The organism is Campylobacter showae, assembly GCF_900573985.1.
GTDB classification, from domain to species: Bacteria; Campylobacterota; Campylobacteria; order Campylobacterales; family Campylobacteraceae; genus Campylobacter_A; species Campylobacter_A showae_E.
The window spans coordinates 1099630-1119351 of record NZ_UWOK01000001.1 but is presented as its reverse complement, the minus strand read 5'-3'; the positions used below and the strand labels follow the sequence as shown (position 1 = coordinate 1119351).

11 protein-coding genes, 2 tRNA genes and 3 rRNA genes are annotated in these 19722 nt (G+C 44.5%); 5 read left to right on the top strand and 11 right to left on the bottom strand.

What is annotated here, in order from left to right:
* Window positions 1–244 precede the first annotated feature (244 nt).
* The 11 genes from EE116_RS13220 to mqnE form a co-directional block, all read right to left on the bottom strand.
* Window positions 245–823 carry a ComEA family DNA-binding protein gene (locus EE116_RS13220; protein ID WP_122873592.1) on the bottom strand — a complete coding sequence of 193 codons (579 nt, stop codon included), beginning with the start codon at window positions 821–823 and terminating at the stop codon, window positions 245–247.
* A gap of 767 nt (window positions 824–1590) precedes the next feature.
* Window positions 1591–1709: ribosomal RNA gene (rrf, locus tag EE116_RS05595) — 5S ribosomal RNA — on the bottom strand.
* Window positions 1710–1878: 169 nt separating this feature from the next.
* A 23S ribosomal RNA gene (locus EE116_RS05590) occupies window positions 1879–4784 on the bottom strand.
* Window positions 4785–5269: 485 nt separating this feature from the next.
* A tRNA-Ala gene (locus EE116_RS05585) sits at window positions 5270–5345 on the bottom strand.
* A gap of 12 nt (window positions 5346–5357) precedes the next feature.
* Window positions 5358–5434, bottom strand: a tRNA-Ile gene (locus tag EE116_RS05580).
* A 119-nt stretch (window positions 5435–5553) separates the two neighbouring features.
* Window positions 5554–7064: ribosomal RNA gene (locus EE116_RS05575) — 16S ribosomal RNA — on the bottom strand.
* The 16S, 23S and 5S rRNA genes sit together here with 2 tRNA genes alongside, the layout of an rRNA operon.
* 471 nt (window positions 7065–7535) lie before the next feature.
* Window positions 7536–8228, bottom strand: coding sequence for a prepilin-type N-terminal cleavage/methylation domain-containing protein (locus tag EE116_RS05570; protein WP_122873591.1), 693 nt, complete (start codon window positions 8226–8228; stop codon window positions 7536–7538).
* Between the two features lie 12 nt (window positions 8229–8240).
* On the bottom strand, window positions 8241–9440 hold the full coding sequence (locus EE116_RS05565) for an ArnT family glycosyltransferase (RefSeq protein ID WP_122873590.1): 1200 nt from the start codon (window positions 9438–9440) through the stop codon (window positions 8241–8243).
* Between the two features lie 15 nt (window positions 9441–9455).
* Window positions 9456–9896: a phosphoribosyltransferase gene (locus tag EE116_RS05560; RefSeq protein WP_002950644.1), complete on the bottom strand. Its 441-nt coding sequence runs from the start codon at window positions 9894–9896 to the stop codon at window positions 9456–9458.
* A 9-nt stretch (window positions 9897–9905) separates the two neighbouring features.
* Entirely contained in the window at window positions 9906–11198 is a 1293-nt protein-coding gene (locus EE116_RS05555; protein ID WP_122873589.1) for an NCS2 family permease, read from the bottom strand.
* Between the two features lie 10 nt (window positions 11199–11208).
* Window positions 11209–12279 carry an aminofutalosine synthase MqnE gene (gene mqnE, locus EE116_RS05550; protein WP_122873588.1) on the bottom strand — a complete coding sequence of 357 codons (1071 nt, stop codon included), beginning with the start codon at window positions 12277–12279 and terminating at the stop codon, window positions 11209–11211.
* A gap of 111 nt (window positions 12280–12390) precedes the next feature.
* Between mqnE and EE116_RS05545 the strand changes: the two genes are divergently transcribed.
* The 5 genes from EE116_RS05545 to EE116_RS05525 all read left to right on the top strand — a co-directional run bounded on the left by EE116_RS05545 (window position 12391) and on the right by EE116_RS05525 (window position 19600).
* The gene (locus EE116_RS05545) at window positions 12391–14847 is read left to right on the top strand and encodes an HD domain-containing protein (RefSeq protein ID WP_122873587.1); all 2457 of its coding nucleotides are present in this window, start codon (window positions 12391–12393) and stop codon (window positions 14845–14847) included.
* Window positions 14848–14849: 2 nt separating this feature from the next.
* Entirely contained in the window at window positions 14850–16685 is a 1836-nt protein-coding gene (gene glmS / locus EE116_RS05540) for a glutamine--fructose-6-phosphate transaminase (isomerizing) (protein WP_122873586.1), read from the top strand.
* A 144-nt stretch (window positions 16686–16829) separates the two neighbouring features.
* Complete coding sequence (locus EE116_RS05535; RefSeq protein ID WP_122873585.1) at window positions 16830–17252, top strand: hypothetical protein; 423 nt, start codon at window positions 16830–16832, stop codon at window positions 17250–17252.
* 102 nt (window positions 17253–17354) lie between these two features.
* The gene (locus EE116_RS05530; protein ID WP_122873584.1) at window positions 17355–18491 is read left to right on the top strand and encodes a cytochrome C; all 1137 of its coding nucleotides are present in this window, start codon (window positions 17355–17357) and stop codon (window positions 18489–18491) included.
* A 50-nt stretch (window positions 18492–18541) separates the two neighbouring features.
* The gene (locus EE116_RS05525; protein WP_122873583.1) at window positions 18542–19600 is read left to right on the top strand and encodes a hypothetical protein; all 1059 of its coding nucleotides are present in this window, start codon (window positions 18542–18544) and stop codon (window positions 19598–19600) included.
* The last annotated feature ends 122 nt before the right edge of the window (window positions 19601–19722 follow it).

The window sequence follows — 19722 nt, the reverse complement described above, 5'->3', positions numbered from 1 at the left end:
GATAACAGCAGCCGGTTTTTAAGTTGCTTGCTTACTGGTAGACATTTTTATTGTTTTTTGACTAACATTTACCAATGGCGATTAATGTCAGATATAGCACTTTAATTTTGCATTTATAGTGATTTAATCGGTTGTGGAGGGTGTATATAATCAGAAAGCATTGCGTAAATCCCTTCAGATTATTTGCCAAAAAGGATTTACACAGTTTAATTTATAGGCTCAAATTTGAGCTACACAACATAGACTATTCTGATTTTTTCTTTGTAGGTTTTTTAGCTTCAACTTCCTTGCCTACATTTTCTTCAACCTTCTTTTTTGAAACTTTTGTCTTGGTCTTAGCCTCATCAATATCTTTTTCTATTTTATCTTCACCGGATTTTACTTTATTTTTTATACTTTTAGAAGCCTTTTCTTCTATGTCCGCTTTAGATTTATCCACATCTTTTACAGGCGCAGCTATTTTGTCTTCTACATCTTTTGTTTTTTTAGCGACTTCTTTTTTGCCCTGTTTTACTTTGTCGGTCACATCATTGACTTCTTTTGCCTTTTTGGATACTTTATCGCTTGTAGGCATTACGCTCGTGCCGCTCGTAGATATGTCGCCTTTTAAATTTTCAAAAGTCTTATCGCCGATACCGTTTACGTTTTTAATATCCTCTATGCTTTCAAATTTGTTTGTTTTTCTGTATTCAATAATAGCATCAGCCTTTGCTGCACCAATGCCGTTTAAGCTCATAAGTTCCTCTTTTGTAGCAGTATTTAAATTTATAGCGGCAAATACCATCGAAGCGCATGCCAACATTGATAACATAAATTTGTTCATAGTTTTTCCTTTTTAAAAAATTATTTCACATTCTACCAAAAAATAATTATAAAATTATTAAAAAATATTATTAATATAAACCAGTGCTGCAAATGTATTTAAGCAAATCAACTTCTAAATGAAAATCTAAAAAAGCTTAATATTAGTGTAACCAAGGGCCACAAAAAACGTAGTGTAAGCAAAACACATTTTAATCCCACCATTTTCCCCTAAAAATACTTGAATAAAGTTTAATTATAGCTTGAGTACATTTTAAGGTATTTGGCTTGAATTTTTCCTTACTTTAGTTTTAATCTGTCACCCTTTTATCGTATGCAAATAAAATATAGCACATTGATTGCGAGATTATTGCATAAATTACTTTATCGTAAAGCGATGTTATCTACTGACTAAAATGACTTTTGCTTTATGTTATGATTTACCTTCAAAAAATATCATACACCACAAAAGACTTCCATTGCACTATGGCCAACTTTAGAACTTCTATTCGTTAGGCGACCTTCCTCTTTGGATTCAGCTCATCCTATCACAAACTACTTTTTCACGCCATGGTCTTTACCTGACACCCTTAAAATATAACGCACTAACAGTAGCCATACAGCTTCGACTTGCACAAATCAATCCCACACAAATCCACAGCACACACAACCACCTATATCATCCTCATGTAAAATTTAATAGCATCACTCTTAGACACTAGATAAACACACTTTAGAATAAAGAATGTAATGTAAAAAGTATAAAGGAATAAAAGCATAAAAAAACAAAGCCCGCAACGACCTACTTTCCCGACATCCCAGTAAGGGAGAGTATCATCAGCCAGGACGAGCTTAGCTTCTTGGTTCGAGATGGAGCAAGGCGTTTCCTCGTCTGTATAGTCACGGGCAGTGTTAAAGAAATAAACTATATTAATTTACTTCTTTAACACTGCTATTTAATTGTTAAAAATCAAATCTCATTTTAACTAAAACAAGATCTTGATAAGGTATAGATTAGATATTTTATTTCGAATTTTCGAAATAAAATTACCCTTAACAAGGAAGTGATGCTTATTAAAAGATAAGCAGACGAGCTATTAGTACTGGTCAGCTAAAGGACTTTCATCCATTACACACCCAGCCTATCAAACTTATAGTCTATAAGAGCTCTTAAAAGAAGATTCATCTTGGAGTTGGCTTCCTGCTTAGATGCTTTCAGCGGTTATCACATCCCGACATAGCTACCCAGCGCTACCCTTGGCAGGATAACTGGTACACCAGTGGTCGGTTCAACCCGGTCCTCTCGTACTAGGGTCAACTCTCCTCAATCTTCTTGCGCCCACGGCAGATAGGGACCGAACTGTCTCACGACGTTCTGAACCCAGCTCGCGTACCGCTTTAAATGGCGAACAGCCATACCCTTGGGACCTGCTCCAGCCCCAGGATGCGATGAGCCGACATCGAGGTGCCAAACCTCCCCGTCGATGTGAGCTCTTGGGGGAGATCAGCCTGTTATCCCCGGGGTACCTTTTATCCTTTGAGCGATGGCCCTTCCACACAGAACCACCGGATCACTAAGACCGACTTTCGTCCCTGCTTGACGTGTATGTCTCGCAGTTAAGCTGGCTTTTGCCTTTATACTCTGCGAACGATTTCCAACCGTTCTGAGCCAACCTTTGTAAGCCTCCGTTACATTTTGGGAGGCGACCGCCCCAGTCAAACTACCCACCAGACATTGTCCTACTTGAGGATAACTCAAGCTAGTTAGCTATCAGAATAAAAAAGAGTGGTATCTCAACAACGGCTCACCATAAACTGGCGTCTATGGATCAAAGCCTCCCACCTATCCTGCACATTTTTATCCCAATAGCAGTGTCAAGCTGTAGTAAAGGTCCACGGGGTCTTTCCGTCTTGCCGCGGGTAGGAGGAATTTTCACCTCCACTACAATTTCACTGGATCCCTCTTCGAGACAGCTCCCATCTCGTTACGCCATTCATGCAGGTCGATATTTAATCGACAAGGAATTTCGCTACCTTAGGACCGTTATAGTTACGGCCGCCGTTTACTCGGGCTTCGATCAAACGCTTCGCAGAGCTAACGTCATCAATTAACCTTCGAGCACCGGGCAGGCGTCACACCCTATACATCCTCTTACGAGTTAGCAGAGTGCTGTGTTTTTGGTAAACAGTCGGGAGGGACTCTTTGTTGTAACCTTCAATGCTTACGGAGTAAATCCTTCACAAAGTTAGGCACACCTTATACCGAAGATACGGTGCTATTTTGCAGAGTTCCTTGAAGAGAGTTCTTCCACGCGCCTTAGAATACTCATCCCACCCACCTGTGTCGGTTTACGGTACGGGCAACTATAACTAAACTTAGAAACTTTTCTTGGCTCGACAGTATCAGCAATTCGCTATCCATTCCGAAGAACTTCAAACGCCTGTGGGGTCTCGGCTTAAAAAGATCCGGATTTGCCTGGATCTTAACCTACACCTTTCGACTAGCACTACCATCCGCTAGCTTGCTTAACTCTAAGCGTCCTTCCATCGCACATTATAGTTGGCATTGGAATATTAACCAATTTTCCATCGCATACCCCTTTCGGACTTTGCTTAGGACCCGGCTAACCCTACGATGACGAGCATCGCGTAGGAAACCTTGGGTTTACGGCGTTGGGGATTCTCACCCCAATTATCGCTACTCATGCCTGCATGCTCACTTGCATTCGCTCCAGCGCTCCTTACCGGTACACCTTCGACGCTGAATGCAACGCTCTCCTACCACTTAGTAAAACTAAGTCTAAAGCTTCGGTACTCATTTTAGCCCCGTTATATTTTCCGCGCAGAATCACTAGACCAGTGAGCTATTACGCTTTCTTTAAAGGATGGCTGCTTCTAAGCCAACCTCCTGGTTGTTTAAGTAACTCCACATCGTTTTCCACTTAAATGAGATTTAGGGACCTTAGCTGTTAGTCTGGGTTGTTCCCCTCTCGACGACGGATTTTATCACTCGCCGCCTGACTGCCATGATTACACACTAGGTATTCGGAGTTTGATAGGGTTTGGTACATTGGTGTATGCCCTAGCCCATTCAGTGCTCTACCCCCCAGTGTTACTACATGACGCTATACCTAAATATATTTCGGAGAGAACCAGCTATCACGATGTTTGATTGACCTTTCACCCCTATCCACAAGTCATCCCAAGGCTTTTCAACGCCAGCGGGTTGGGTCCTCCACCGGCTCTTACACCGGCTTCAACCTGCTCATGGATAGATCACATCGTTTCGGGTCTGCAGCATCTGACTAAACGCCCTATTAAGACTCGCTTTCGCTACGGCTCCGGGTTTCCTTAACCTCGCCAGACACCACAACTCGCAGGCTCATTATGCAAAAGGCAGTCCATAACACGTCATAAAGAATCGTGCTCTGAATGATTGTAAGTAAATGGTTTCAGGTTCTATTTCACTCTGATCACCTCAGTTCTTTTCACCTTTCCCTCACGGTACTTGTGCGCTATCGGTCTAGTAGTAGTATTTAGGGTTGGATCGTGGTCGACCCGGCTTCAGACAGAATATCACGTGTTCCGCCCTACTCAGGATACTGCTAAGTAAAACAAAGCTTTCATATACGGGAGTATCACCCTCTATGCTTAATCTTTCCAGATTATTCTATTAGCTAAGTTTAGTCTATATCGCAGTCCTACAACCCCGTTAGTAAACTAACGGTTTGCCCTCTTACGCGTTCGCTCGCCGCTACTAGCGTAATCTCTTTTGATTTCTTTTCCTGAGGGTACTAAGATGTTTCAATTCCCCTCGTTCGCTCCATATTAGGTAGTTAAGCTCACGCTTAACTGGGTTGCCCCATTCAGAAATTCCCGGATCAAAGCCCCTTGACGGCTCCCCGAGACTTATCGCAGCCTGGCACGTCTTTCATCGCCTCTACTAGCCAAGGCATCCACCACTTACTCTTAGTAGCTTACCTTTTATTAGTATATAATATATTCTAATTCGCATCACTTCCTTGTTAAAGGTAACTCATAAATTTAAGATTTCATAACTAAGCCTCAAATTTAAGATCTATTACTAAATTTAAATCTCTAGCTTTTAAGACGGAAAGCATTGACTAATATCTAGGTAAGTTTTAAATCCTGTGATATCTTGTGACGTCAAACTTCTGCATTAAGCAAATAAGCAAGATCTTTAAATCTTTAACAAGTCCTGTAAAATTGTTTTATTTATTAAAACTTGATTGTGACTTTTAACAATGATAAACTAAATAACGTTTAGACTTCGCAGACTAGCAAAGCTAGTCTTTGCGACCAAGGGCTAAAAAGCCCTTTGGAAACCCCTAAAGCACACCGCTTCTTTCGAAAGCGCCGTAAAAATAAAGAGTCTATTTCGACAAAGTCTAAACTAAATATTTAATAAAAATACTTAGTTTAGACTTTTTTGATGTTAAACTAATCATGGTGGAGAATAGCGGGATCGAACCGCTGACCTCCTGCGTGCAAAGCAGGCGCTCTCCCAGCTGAGCTAATTCCCCAATTAAATTCTCTGGTGGGCCTAACAAGACTTGAACTTGTGACCTCACCCTTATCAGGGGTGCACTCTAACCAGCTGAGCTATAGGCCCCTATAGGTTTGCGTCAATCTTTCAAAACTAAACAAGGTCGATTGAGTAGATTATCTATAGCGATAACCTAAATTTTCCTTTGACGAATATCTTGTGAGAGAATATTCGTTGTACTCTAGAAAGGAGGTGATCCAACCGCAGGTTCTCCTACGGTTACCTTGTTACGACTTCACCCCAGTCGCTGATTCCACTGTGGACCATAACCAGTTTGGTATTTGGGCTTCGAGTGAAATCAACTCCCATGGTGTGACGGGCGGTGAGTACAAGACCCGGGAACGTATTCACCGTAGCATGGCTGATCTACGATTACTAGCGATTCCGGCTTCATGGAGTCGAGTTGCAGACTCCAATCCGAACTGGGACATATTTTATAGATTTGCTCCATCTCGCGATATTGCGTCTCATTGTATATGCCATTGTAGCACGTGTGTCGCCCCGGACATAAGGGCCATGATGACTTGACGTCGTCCACACCTTCCTCCTCCTTGCGAAGGCAGTCTCATTAGAGTGCTCGGCCGAACCGTTAGCAACTAATGACGTGGGTTGCGCTCGTTGCGGGACTTAACCCAACATCTCACGACACGAGCTGACGACAGCCGTGCAGCACCTGTCTTAACATTTCTGCAAGCAGATACTCTTCCATCTCTGGATGATTTGTTAGATATCAAGTCCGGGTAAGGTTCTTCGCGTATCTTCGAATTAAACCACATGCTCCACCGCTTGTGCGGGTCCCCGTCTATTCCTTTGAGTTTTAATCTTGCGACCGTACTCCCCAGGCGGTATACTTAATCCGTTAGGTGCATTACTGCCTCGACTAGCGAAGCAACAACTAGTATACATCGTTTAGGGCGTGGACTACCAGGGTATCTAATCCTGTTTGCTCCCCACGCTTTCACGCATTAGCGTCAGTTAAGTTCCAGCAGATCGCTTTCGCAATGGGTATTCTTCTTGATCTCTACGGATTTTACCCCTACACCAAGAATTCCATCTGCCTCTCCCTTACTCTAGATTATCAGTTTCCCAAGCAGTTTAACGGTTAAGCCGTTAGATTTCACAAGAGACTTGATAATCCGCCTACGCGTCCTTTACGCCCAGTGATTCCGAGTAACGCTTGCACCCTCCGTATTACCGCGGCTGCTGGCACGGAGTTAGCCGGTGCTTATTCCTTGGGTACCGTCATAATTCTTTCCCAAGAAAAGGAGTTTACGCTCCGAAAAGTGTCATCCTCCACGCGGCGTTGCTGCTTCAGGGTTTCCCCCATTGAGCAATATTCCCTACTGCTGCCTCCCGTAGGAGTCTGGACCGTGTCTCAGTTCCAGTGTGACTGATCATCCTCTCAGACCAGTTACGCGTCATAGCCTTGGTAAGCCATTACCTTACCAACTAGCTGATACGATATAGCCCTATCCATTACCGAAAAACTTTCCCGTATCTACTTATATAGATACGGAGTATAAGGTATTAGCAGTCGTTTCCAACTGTTGTCCCTTAGTAATGGGCAAGTTAGCTATATATTACTCACCCGTGCGCCACTAAGATTAAATAGCAAGCTACTTAATCTCCGTTCGACTTGCATGTATTAGGCACGCCGCCAGCGTTCACTCTGAGCCAGGATCAAACTCTCCATATTAACCTTCTTTAGCGCAAAGCAAAGCTTTGCTAAGAAGCAACGCTAAAGACTAAGATTGCTCACGCAATCTAAATTAGCGTTTAGCTAAATCAAATTTAATTGATTTAGAATTTATATGAAGTTTTAATCAAAAAACTTTAATTTTATTAATTAGTTTTATCTCTTATCTACTTTCCAGGGAAAGCCTGATAAAAGATTGGCTCAATCGATCACTTGTTTAGATTTCAAAGATTGACTAATTAGTTTAACAGTGTTAATTTAAAAAACATAATTTAAGAGCTAGTTTCAAAAACTCTCAAAAATTAGAGAATTGTTTATTTAACTCAAAATTAAAACTTACGATATTAAAAGAAAAGGCTTTATTAACGTGAAAGTTAAAGGTGGTTTCTCAATTCGTGAGCTCGAATTATACAAGCAATATACTTAAAAGAAGCTGAAGAAACACACAAGGTAGAAATAAATTTATTTAAATCAATACGAAACTCTAGTAAAGCCCGTTTCAGGTGTTATATATATAGTAGCATTTTTATCAGCAGTTCCTATGGAAATAAAACAATTATCACTTGCAATCAATATTCTATCATATCCCCTTGTAGCGCCCCCACCACCTGTCGTGCTAGCCTTTTTCATAGGGCGACCAAATTCATCAAACGATATTGATGTTGTATTGGCAGCGCCACAGCCATTCGATAAATCAATTCTTGTTATTCCGAATTTTTTTGTTATATTATATTTGCTATCTGCATTATTGCAACCTCCGCCCGAGGCGCCACTACTCCATCCTGCACTCATAATTTTTGAAGGATTTTGAGGATCTCTTGCAGCCTCATTAGAACTATTTAAATTCCCCGTAAAACCCCCTACTCCGTCAAAGTAAACACTATATGTCCAATCCGTATTCTTACTACCACAAAATCCACCTGTGTTAAAAGAAAGAGTCCACCTTTGTCTATACCATTGTGTATCATTGGCCGGATTTGCCAAATCTATACTAAATTTATTATCTTGCATAGCAAGATGCTGAGTATATCTGATATGAGATGCTATTTGATCGACAGCTTCAGCGAGATTATCACGTTCAAGTCTTGGTATCACCATAGCAGCTAAAATTCCTATAACAACAATAACAATGACAAGCTCTAGCATAGTAAAAGCTTTTTTCATTAAATTTATCCCCTAATCATCTTTTATAATTTTAAAATTTGCGATTTTTACGCCAAATTTATAGACCGCTATATTACCATAATTATCTTTCTGGTCCAAAATTGCTAATCGCAAATTTGCGTCCGGCCGCGTATCTATGCCGTAAAATTTAAGTCTCAAATCTAGCTTTTTATCGTCCGTGAAAATTTTTTCTACGCCCTCATTTTTTAGCTCTTTTGCAAGCTCTTTTGCTACATGATATCTGTAAACAAAATGCTTGGTCGGATCTTTTAGCACGCCGTAAAGCGTTTCATTAAAAAGTACAAACAAAAACCCAACGAGCAAAGAAAACGCGGCAAATGAAGCTAAAATTTTATATCCACGTCTAAACATCGGTAGTCTTACACGGTACGAGCTAAAAAATACCCGAACCAAAATCGGCACCGAAATAACGCAAAAAGGCAGGTAGTTTTCGAGCTCCAGTCGCTGCCTGATCGACAAAAACAAGCAAAACAAAAATGCCGTTATGCAGACGAACCAGAGCAAATTTTTAGTCTCTTTTATCCAAATTCTATACATCGCATAGACGAAATAGACAAAGATAAAAGGCGAAAACGCGGCGGCAAAAATACTCACGGTATCAAGCAGATGACCCCTAGGCTTGCCGCCCGAGTCAAATCCGTAAAGATAAAAGCAAAGCGCGAAAAGTAGCGCCGCAACCCACGCCATCTTAGCGTCGCGCCTATAGACGGCAAATATAAAAATGGCCGAAAAATAAACTAAAAACGCGCCGCTAATAAAAGGCAATACACACAAAAGCGCGTAAAAAGCGAGCATTTTGCGTAGTTGATAGAGATAAATGCTCAAAAGCGAGAGCGCGATTATGATGCCGGCATCGTTTACCAAGATCGCCGACGCCATCGTCGCAGGAAGCAGTACAAACACGACCGCGCTTACTACTCGGTCAAATTTGCGTTTTAAAATTTGCTTTGATACCTTGTAGAGTAGCGCGACGCTAAAAATGTGGCAAATAACAAAAGGAAGGCGCAAAGCATAGTCGTTTTGCCCGAAAATCTCGACCGAAAATCTAGCCAAAACAGCTGAAATTTTAGGCGAGTTATAAAACGCATCTGCCTCGTAGTAGCTAATGCTAAGCGTGCTAATCGCATACGACAAAAAGCAAAAATCAATAAGGCAGATGATAAAAAGTAAAAACGTTTCCGAGCGCAACATGGCTAAATTTTAGGCTTAAATTTGCTCTTCCCAGAAAAACTCTATCCACTCATGCGCCTCTCTTACCGTAAAATCAGGCAACAAAAGCGCTTTTCGTTTATAAAAGATAGTCGCGATCTTTAGCTCGATATGCGGGAAGCGCTTTAAAAGCTCTTGTTTTATGGCTACCATACTCTCCCCCGTGTCGATCATGTCGTCCACTATCAAAATTTTATTAAATTTAGATAGATCAGGGATGTTAAAGATATCGATGGTATCGAGCTTTTGCGTCTCTTCGTAGTGGATTGAGTTTAGCGTAAAAAGATTACGGTTATTTAGCAAGCTCGCTAAAAAATGTCCCAAAGTAAGTCCGCCGCGGGCAATCGCCAAAATCACCTCGGGCTCGAAATTTGCTTTGATATCTCGCACCATTATTTTTACGTCTTTGTGAAATTCCTCAAACGGATACTTTAGCATATTTTCTCCTTAATGCACTAAAAATACAATAAAACTAATGAGCGCAAGCACTATGACGCCGATATTTACGTACTCCCACTCGCGTCTCATGATACGGACCAACAGATACGCCATAAATCCAAACGAAAGTCCCGTCGTGATCGAGTACGTAAGAGGCATCAAGATAACTATCAAAAACGTCGAGATGGCGATGGCCGGATCTTTAAAATTTATATTTCCAAGCTCGCTAAACATCAGCACGCCGACCATCACAAGTATCGGATATATCGCGTTTGAAGGTATCGCTTTAAAAAGCGGCAGCATGAAAATCGTAAACACAAAACATAGCCCGCAAAACACCGCCGTTAGTCCCGTTTTACCGCCCTCCTCGACGCCGCTAGCACTCTCGGCAAACGACGTCGTCGTACTAACGCCTACTAGCGAACCAACCATCGTCGCTACCGCGTCAGCTTCGAGGGTTTTTTCTAGTTTTTCCACGCCTTTTTGATTGCTCTCATCAAAGATCCCCGCTCTATTTCCCACGCCCGCTAGCGTGCCGATAGAGTCGAAAAGATCGGTCACGAAAAAGGTAATGATCACCGGAAGCAGAGCAAAAGATAACGCGCCCATGATATCAAGCTCTAAAAATATCGGCGATATCGAGGCCGGTAGCGAGATAAATTCTTTCGGATAAGGCGCGATACCGAAAATCCAAGCGATCACCGATGTCGTAAATACCGCGATGATGAATGCGCCCTTAACCTTCCACGCCCAAAAAAGTATAACGAAAAACAGTCCCACAAAGCCCAAAATAACGTTTGGATCTTTTAAATTTCCAAGTCCGACCAGCACCGCGTCGTTATTTACGACTACGCCCATTTGCTGAAGCCCGACGAAAGCGATAAAGGCGCCTATGCCCGCGCTTATCGAGCGTCTGACGTCATCGGGAATAGATTTTAAGACCCAGATTCTAAAATTTGTAAAAGATAGCACTACGAAAATTATACCCGAGATAAAAACCACGCCCAGAGCCGTCTGCCACGGTATTTGCATGCCTAGTACGAGACCAAAGGTAAAATACGCGTTCAGCCCCATTCCCACGCTCATAGCCACGGGCGTGTTCGCCCATATGCCGTTTAGCACGGTAGCGATCACCGTAATGAGCGCCGTAGCCGTGATGAGCGCATCCATCGGCATGCCGGTTTTGCTCATGATTATCGCGTTTACGGGCACGATATACATCATCGTTAAAAAGGTCGTGAGTCCCGCGCTAAACTCGGTCTTTACGCTAGTGCCGTTTTGCTTGAGTTTAAAAAAATCCAATTCCGCCTCCTTAGTTATCGTAAATTTTTAGTTCGTTATACAAGCTATCTCGCTCGACGGGGAAAAAGCCCGAAGTCTGAATGAGATCGGTAAAATTTCTAAGACTCATACCGCTTGCCGATTTCGCTCCGGCCGCGCTTTGGATGCTCTCTTTTTCTATCGTGCCATCTAGATCATCAGCACCGAATTCTTGCGCGACCATGGCTAAATTTATCGTCGAGGTCGCCCAGTACGCCTTGATGTGTGCGACGTTATCGAGCACTAGGCGCGAGATCGCAAAGGTCTTTAAAATTTCGGCCGAGCCGGGATAGTTTTCCACTTTTAGATAGTTGTTGTCGCGCTGATAAACAAGCGGGATAAAGGCGTTAAATCCGCCAGTTTTGTCCTGTAAATCGCGAATCCTCAGCATATGATCGATGCGGTTTTGCCTGCTTTCTACGTGGCCAAACAGCATCGTGGCGTTGCTTTCTCTGCCCTTTTCGTGCCAAAGGCGGTGGATTTTGAGCCAGTTTTCCGAGCTCACCTTGCCTTTACAGATTTTACGTCTAACCTCTTCGTCAAAGATCTCCGCTCCGCCGCCTGGCATCGAGTCCACGCCGTATTCGAGCATTTTTTTCACTACTTCTTCGTAGCTAAAGCCGTGTTTTCGCGAGAGGAAATCAACCTCCGCGGCAGTTAGCGCTTTGACGTGGATTTGAGGGTATTTTTCCTTTATTTTTTTAAAAATTTCCAAATACCACTGCCACGACGTCTCAGGATTATGCGCCGAGACGATATGTATCTCTTTTGCGCCGCCGGCGACGCTTTTTTCGACGATTTTTAGGATCTCATCGTGGCTCATCGTATATGGGTTTGGGTTTTTGCGGTTTGCCGAAAACGCGCAAAATTTACACACGTCCGCGCAGATGTTGGTCGGATTTATATGCCGATTTACGTTAAAAAACACCTTTTTGCCGTGCAGTTTTCGCCGTTTGGCATTTGCGAATTTACCCAGCGTAAAAAGGTCTAAGTCGTACAAGCCTGCGCATTCGTCTGCGTCCAGACGCTCGCCGCTTTGGAGTTTTTCTATTAAATTTGTCAAATTGTATTCCGAAAATAGATATTAAACGGCGATTATATGTTAAAAAAGCTTTGTTTTTGCAAAATTTTAGTATCATCGGATAAAATTTACACAAAAAGACGGCGGTAAAAAGTGGCTTTAAAAGGAAATTTAAGCGGCGTTTTGGGCGGCGCAAATTTGGCCTCGCAGCTAAAAAAGCTTCAGGGCAAGGGCTTTGCAAATTTCATCGCAAAGCAAAGCGACGAGCTAATAAAAGCTCTATGCGCGCGGGTTTTGGACGAGATTTTCGCGGACTTTAACCCAGACATCGATTTTATCCCGTTTTGCGTCATCGCTACCGAAAAGTACGCCGATAATCTCATCTCCACAAGCTCGGTTTTAGAAGTTTTACTCGTCTTTAAAGAAAACGCCGGCTTTAACGTCAAATTTATCCTAAAAAAAATAGTCGCCGCGCTGGAGGGCTCAAATTTAAAGCTAAATATTAAAATTTGCGAGTTGGACGAGATTTTCGAATCTCACAAAAACGACCACAAAGCAAAGGCCGCGTTTAGCCGCATCCGCTATATCTGCGGCTCGCGGACGCTTTATAAGGCCGCCCGGTCGGAGATTTATAAAACTCGCGAGTTTAACGCGCAGGAAAATCTCAAATTTTACGCCAAAAACCTAGGCGCCTTTAACGAGATCCCGAACATAAAGCAAGAACCCGATCTTAAAAACGACCTTGGCGGCACAAACGACATCTACTACCTAAACTGCGCTCTAAACGGCTTTGAAAACGAGATCAGCATGCGCTCGCAGGCTCTAAAATTTATCGACGAAAAGGAACTTAGCGCGCTAAATTTGGCGGCTGATTTTATCCTTTGCGTAAAATCGGCGCAAAATTTAACCTCCGACTCCGACGTTTTCGATCCGTCTAAGCTAAACGAGATCACCGCACTCATGCAAACCAAGTCCAAAAAAACGCAAGAAAACAGCAGCGTCATCTCGCAAAAACTCTTTTCCTGCATGCATTCAGTCGCCGTTTTCTCGCGCTATCTGGTCGCTAGCTTTTACAGGAGCAAATTTACAAGCGGGGTTAAATTTAGCCAGTTGCGAGCCGCGCAGCTAAAAAACGGATTTTATAGGTTTGAAAATACGATTTACGTCCCGCTACACGTCCGCCCTAGGCCTCTAAATGCAGTGCTCAAGCAGCTTTTAGCCCTCGGCGATGCGGAGTATAAATTTGACGTTGGGACGATCTTTTACCTAAAACGCGCGCAAATCAGCAAAGAGGACGCCGAGGATTCGCTCGCGCTTTTTAGAAAAATTTTGATGCGAAACCACGCTCACTGCATTATCAAGGCGCTTTTAGACGCGGAGATTTTACCCGTTTTGGTTAAACCGCTCGAGCACGCCGTAAATTTGGCCGAATTTGACGGCTACCATAAATTTAGCGTCGGCGAGCACTGCGTGCTAAGTGTCAAATTTGCCGAAAATATCAAAGACAAATTCGTAAAATCGCTTTGCGACGAGCTTTGCATCGAGGGGCGCACGCTGCTAAAGCTAGCCTTGCTGCTACATGACGCGGGCAAGGGGCTAGGCGGCGATCACTCGGTCGTTGGCTCAAATGTCTTTCGCGCCTACGCCGCAAAGCTAAATTTGAGCGCAAAGGCCGTAAATATCGGCGTTACGCTCGTGCGCTACCACACGCTGATGAACGACGTGGCAAACCGCGAGGACATCTATGATCAGCGCACGATTTTTAGCTTTATCTCAAAACTAGGCGATCCGCAAACGCTAAAACTCTCCTACATCGTCGCTTATTGCGTGATAAGCGCGACCGACGAAAAGCTCTATACGCCATATCTGGCGCGACTTTTGCGCGAGCTTTACGGCATTTGTTTGCAAAGCTTCGAGGATGAAAATCTGCTAGACGAAGCTTCAAGGCGCGTAAAAAAGGAGCTTAGCATCAGGCGAAACGCTAAATTTGCAGCCTTAAGCGAAAATTTGAAAGAGAAAATTTTCGCCATACGCTCAAATTTACTCTTCGCCAAATACCAGCCAGCAGATATCATCAGCATCGCCTGGGCCGCGCAAAACGCAGATAAACTAAGCATACAGGTACAAAATCACCAAAGCCTAAGCATCGAAATTTACGCGCAAAACTACCCGAATTTAGCGGTTTTGCTCTCGTCTTTGGCGCATCTTGATCTTGGATTTATGGAGATTTTCGAGCTGTTTGACGGTAAATTTTACGTCAAGCTGGAGTTTAACAAAAACGTAAAATCAAGCGAGCTAGAAACCTTAAAAAACCTCATCGAAATCTCGCTAAAAAGCGGAGCCTCGGCGCAGATAAATCATCCGACAATACTAAAAGGCGAGCTAAATTTCGACCAGGGCCACTCGCAAGAGTACGCGAAGCTGGGCATAAACGCAAAAGATCAGCGCGGGCTGATGGCTTACGTATTGGGAGTTTTTAAGGAATTTGATGTAAAAATAGCCAACGCCAGAATCCAAACCGTAAAAAACAGGACGCGAAATTTGCTGCTTATACAAAAGCGCGAGGGCGTGGATTTGGGCGAAATTTTAAAATTATTAGAAAGCGAGTAAACATGTGCGGAATCGTCGGTTACGTCGGCAATAGAGAAAAAAGGGAGTTTATTTTAAACGGATTAAAAGAGCTTGAGTACCGCGGCTACGACAGCGCCGGCATGGCGGTGATGAGCCTGGATGGCGGTTGCGACAAATGCGCGCAGGAGATCGCCTTTTTCAAAGCCATCGGCAAGCTTGAAAATTTAGCCAAAAAATCAGAGGGCTTTAGCTCTAGCGGTGAAGGCGTCGCGATCGGTCATACGCGCTGGGCTACGCACGGCAAACCCACCGAGATCAACGCTCACCCGCACCTGGGCGAGCACTCTTTCGTCGTTCATAACGGCATCATTGAAAACTACAAAGAGCTAAAAGAGGAGCTTGAAGCAAAGGGCGTTAGCTTCCTTAGCCAAACCGACACCGAAGTCATCGTGCATCTTTTTGAGGAAAATTTAAAAACCATCGGCGAACCGTTTAAGGCATACGAAGCCACGGTAGCGCGCCTGCATGGCGCATACGCGACGCTACTGATCACCAAAACGGCTCCTGGGAAAATATTTTTCGCCAAGGACGCCGCGCCGCTAGCTATCGGCAAAAGCGAGGGCAAAGAGGTATTTTTCGCCTCCTCGGACGCCCCGCTAATCGGCCTAGCCAAAGAGGTGTGCTATCTGGACGACAAAAGCTACGGATTTGTTAGCATTGACGAGATCGCGGTTTTTAAAGACGCAAAAAAACTAAGCCCGAGCTTTGCCGCGCTGCCTGCGGATAAAAGCTATGCGCAAAAAGAGGGCTACCGCTTTTTCATGGAAAAAGAGATCTACGAACAAAGCGCGGTCGTAAGCGAAACGCTAATGGGACGCGTCAAAGAGGATGCGGTAGGTCTTGAAAATTTAACGAACGAGTATCTACGAAATATCGACGATATCGTGATCTGCGCGTGCGGCACTAGCTATCATGCGGCACTTACTGCTAGCTACCTTTTCGAGCGCCTAGCAGACACTAGAGCCAAGGTCGAGATCGCGAGCGAATTTCGCTATAGACGCCCAAAACTAAACAAAAACGCCCTTTTTATCGTCATCTCGCAAAGCGGCGAAACCGCCGACACCCTAGAAGCGCTAAAAATCGCCAAGCAAGCGGGACTAAAGACGCTAGCTATCTGCAACGTCGATAACTCCTCGATCGTGCGCCTAGCGGACGACACTCTGCTCACTCGCGCCGGCATCGAAAAGGGCGTAGCCAGCACCAAAGCCTTCGCCACGCAGGTCGTAACGCTGTGGATGCTAGCGCTGCAAATCGCGCAGGCTAAGGCATCGATAAGTAAAGACGAATTAAAAAGCGAGATCGCAGCACTCCTGCACGTTCCGCAAATTTTAAATATCAGCAAAGAGCCGCAAGAGCGCATCCGCCGCCTAGCCAAGCACTATTTGCACGGCCACGGCTTCTTTTTCATCGGGCGAGATATATTTTATCCGCTAGCGCTAGAAGGCGCGCTAAAGCTCAAAGAGATCTCCTATCTGCACGCCGAGGGCTATCCAGCTGGCGAGATGAAGCACGGCCCTATCGCACTTGCCGATGAGAGGCTCTTTACGGTCGCGCTAATGCCAAAAACCGTCCTCTACGAAAAAACCAAAAGCAACGTCGAGGAGCTAGCCGCTCGCGACGCCTATATACTTGCTATCAGCCCCGAGGAGTTCGAGCTTAGCGACGATTTTATCAAAACGAGTAAGCAAGCTCACCCGATGAGCGAGTTTTTCGAGATGATGATCATCTTGCAGCTTTTTGCGCTAGAGATCGCCGTGAGGCTAGGCAACGACGTGGATATGCCGCGAAACCTTGCTAAAAGCGTTACGGTAGAGTAAATTTAGTAGGCGAAATTTGACGGACGACGCTAAATTTCGCTTTTAATCCTAATCTGCAAATTTAGGCGAGAGGTTCACTCGCCTAAATTTCTCTCAAATTTTATTCTAAATTGAAATACAAATTTATCGGTGCCCGGGAGAATCATGCAAAATTTAAACGAAAAATATGAAATTTATCAAAAAAGGCTAGATAAAAAGGCGCTCCGCCTCACGTCGCTGATGAACGACGCAAAATGGCTCAAGCTCTGCGAAATTTTAGATGTCTCTGGCTGCAAGGGCTTACGCATAAAACTACTATCAAGCGGCGAAGAGATCACGCTCGTCTGCGGTTTTGGGTGCTTACAGGACGGGTATTTTGACTGCGCAAACGGAGCTATTTTGTTTAAAGATCTGCACTGGGTTTTCGTGCCTAAATTTTACGAACAAACGCGTATGAATAGAGCCGAAAAGCTCGCCTCAAATTTTATCCCAAATCCACTTAAAGCGGTGCTGGACGCCATGACAAAGGCGGGTAAATTTGACTACGAAATAGACGAAAGCGGGCTAAAAATTTACGGATATAGATAAATTTAGCGCAGGTAAACGGAGTCAAATTTAAAGCCACGCTTGCTCGCCAAATGCTACAAAATTTGATAAAATTTGACGAAATTTAAACTCAAGGGAGCAAATATGGGCGCTCATCTATGTCCAAAATGCGGCAAAAACACGATATATTTCGACGGAATCTGCCACTCGTGCGGACAAAGGCAGAGGCGGGATGAAATTTTAAACCTAAGCGCCGACGATGTAGAAGCGATGATCCTAAAAATAGCAGACCGCATAGACGAGATCGAAAAATGGGATGAGATTTGCAATGATTTTTGGGCGCTTTTTAGCCTGCTGGACATCCACGATCCAAGGATCGCGCGAGCCGCGGCAGCAAAGGAAATCTACTATCCGCCAGAGCTCTACTTCGGTGCGCCAGAGGATGTAAAAGACGCACTCATAACAAAACTAAACTCACTAGAGGACAACTCCAAAAACGTACTAAATCACCTTCTTTGCGCGCTTGCCTGGCAGGGCGGCGAGCAGACGGCCGAGCTTTTTTATGAACTGTATAAAAACCCGAAGCCCTGGCGTAAAAAGCTCTACGTGGGCACCGAGTTTTACGCAAAAATCGGCGGATGGGAGTTTGATGAGACGGGCGAGCGAAAATCGCTAGTTTTTGAAAAGTGCCTCACCGCAGTGCGCGTAAAAGATGGCGAGATCGAGAGCCAAGACGCAAATTTAAACCCAAACCAAAACACGGATGAGCCCGTGCAGATCGGCGAGCCTACGGGCCAAAAGTGCGAGTTTTGCGGCTGTGAGATACTGGATATGTTGCGACTAAAGGCCACTGATCCGCGGCTTGCGTTTTTAAATTTAAAGCACGACGCGATATTTCGCTGTTGCCCGACCTGCGTCGGTTCGGTCAGATATTTTTGCAAGCGCGGCCCAGACGGCGAGATAGAGCTAACCCATGATGGCGAAGGATTTGACGAAAGCTACTTTTCGCAGGAGGATTTTACGCGTCTGTGCGGTATGAAATTTAAACTAGGCGGCGAAGTGTCGCCGTTTTACGGCTGCTTTAGCGAGCTTGATACGACCGTGGGCGGCTATCCGCAGTGGGTGCAGGACGCCGAGTATCTAACCTGCCCTAGTTGCGGCGGGACGATGAAGCATCTAGCGCAGATCCCATTTGGCGAGATGATACAGGGCGAGGGAATCATATACGTGCAAATTTGCGAGAAATGCGAGGTTTTGGGCGGCTGTTTTCAGTGCACGTGAGGCGGACCAATTAGCTATAATGCGAGTAAAATTTGATTTAAGGAGAAAATATGGGGTTATTTGGTTTTGGTAAAAAAGCTGAAAAAGCGCAAATTCCAAGCACTTTTGCCGGCAGAGTGGATAAATTTTGGACGGAATTTAGCGGCGTGATAGATGAGATCAAGGCCGATTTGGCAGCGGAGGAGTTTGAAAAGGCGATGCGAAAGACCGACGAGAAGCTTCGTATCTGCCTTGCAGAGCCATATTTTATGACTGGGCTTGCGGGCGATAAGCTCGATCTGGTGCTAACTCCCGAGGGCATGAGGCACCGCCTATTTTGGCTAAATTTTATTAAAAACGCTATGCCAAAGCAGCTTGAGAACAGAATGCTCTGCACGCTCGGAAAGCCGCGCGCGCCACGAGGTATCGGCGGGATAGAGATGTATGGCACGAGCGTAAACGCCGAGGAGTCGATGATCTACGCGCAGTTTAACGAAAGCGACGTGGATATCAAAATTTACAATGCAAATTTAGCGGCTCTGCTCGCACAGGACGAGGGCAAGGCCTACAATCTTAGCTTTATCCTGCTTGACAATATGATCGGCGAAACGGCGATCATAAATACGCTAGGCGAGCTTGAGGTGCTAGCCGAGCCCGAAGAAAACGGCGTGCCGCTAAGCGAATTCGCCGATCTGGTCGATGAGAAATTTGGCGAAAAAGCCGCTCGCGAACCGCTAAAGAATTTTTTCAGCTACGAGATGGAGCCTCGCGGAAGCGAGGTGCGCGAGGACGTGATCGTGGGCACCACCTGCCTGACCAATATCGTAAATCAGTATCTAAACGGCGAGCGCGACATCTACAATGAAGCTTACGAGCTTGGCATCAAATTTTGCTTTCTTAGCATAGGTAACGGCGGCGATATGCAGGCGGGCTTTGATCTGCGAAATAAAATCGAGGACGAGGAGCTAGAAAGCTGTGGCTCGTTTTTGGAGATAATCGGCGGCGCAACGGGGCAAAGGCGCGCATATATCGATCTAATCTGCTACGACGAGGAAAGACTAAAAGAAAAAGTAAGCGAGCTTTGCAAAAAATACGGCGCGAATATACAAATCCACGACTTTAAGCGGTAAATTTAGCTACGGGCATCAAATTTATTTTGGATTTGCGCGCCCACGCTATTTTAATTTTGGCGCTAAATTTTACTTTTTTGATGTTGGTTGCGGCGGATTATTCCGCCCACTTCTACTAGCTC

Coding starts and splice junctions, on each gene's coding strand:
- EE116_RS13220 (WP_122873592.1), bottom strand. CDS start 823: ATGAACAAATTTATGTTATCAATGTTGGCATGCGCTTCGATGGTATTT.
- EE116_RS05525 (WP_122873583.1), top strand. CDS start 18,542: ATGGGGTTATTTGGTTTTGGTAAAAAAGCTGAAAAAGCGCAAATTCCA.
- EE116_RS05535 (WP_122873585.1), top strand. CDS start 16,830: ATGCAAAATTTAAACGAAAAATATGAAATTTATCAAAAAAGGCTAGAT.
- EE116_RS05570 (WP_122873591.1), bottom strand. CDS start 8,228: ATGAAAAAAGCTTTTACTATGCTAGAGCTTGTCATTGTTATTGTTGTT.
- EE116_RS05530 (WP_122873584.1), top strand. CDS start 17,355: ATGGGCGCTCATCTATGTCCAAAATGCGGCAAAAACACGATATATTTC.
- glmS (WP_122873586.1), top strand. CDS start 14,850: ATGTGCGGAATCGTCGGTTACGTCGGCAATAGAGAAAAAAGGGAGTTT.
- EE116_RS05560 (WP_002950644.1), bottom strand. CDS start 9,896: ATGCTAAAGTATCCGTTTGAGGAATTTCACAAAGACGTAAAAATAATG.
- EE116_RS05565 (WP_122873590.1), bottom strand. CDS start 9,440: ATGTTGCGCTCGGAAACGTTTTTACTTTTTATCATCTGCCTTATTGAT.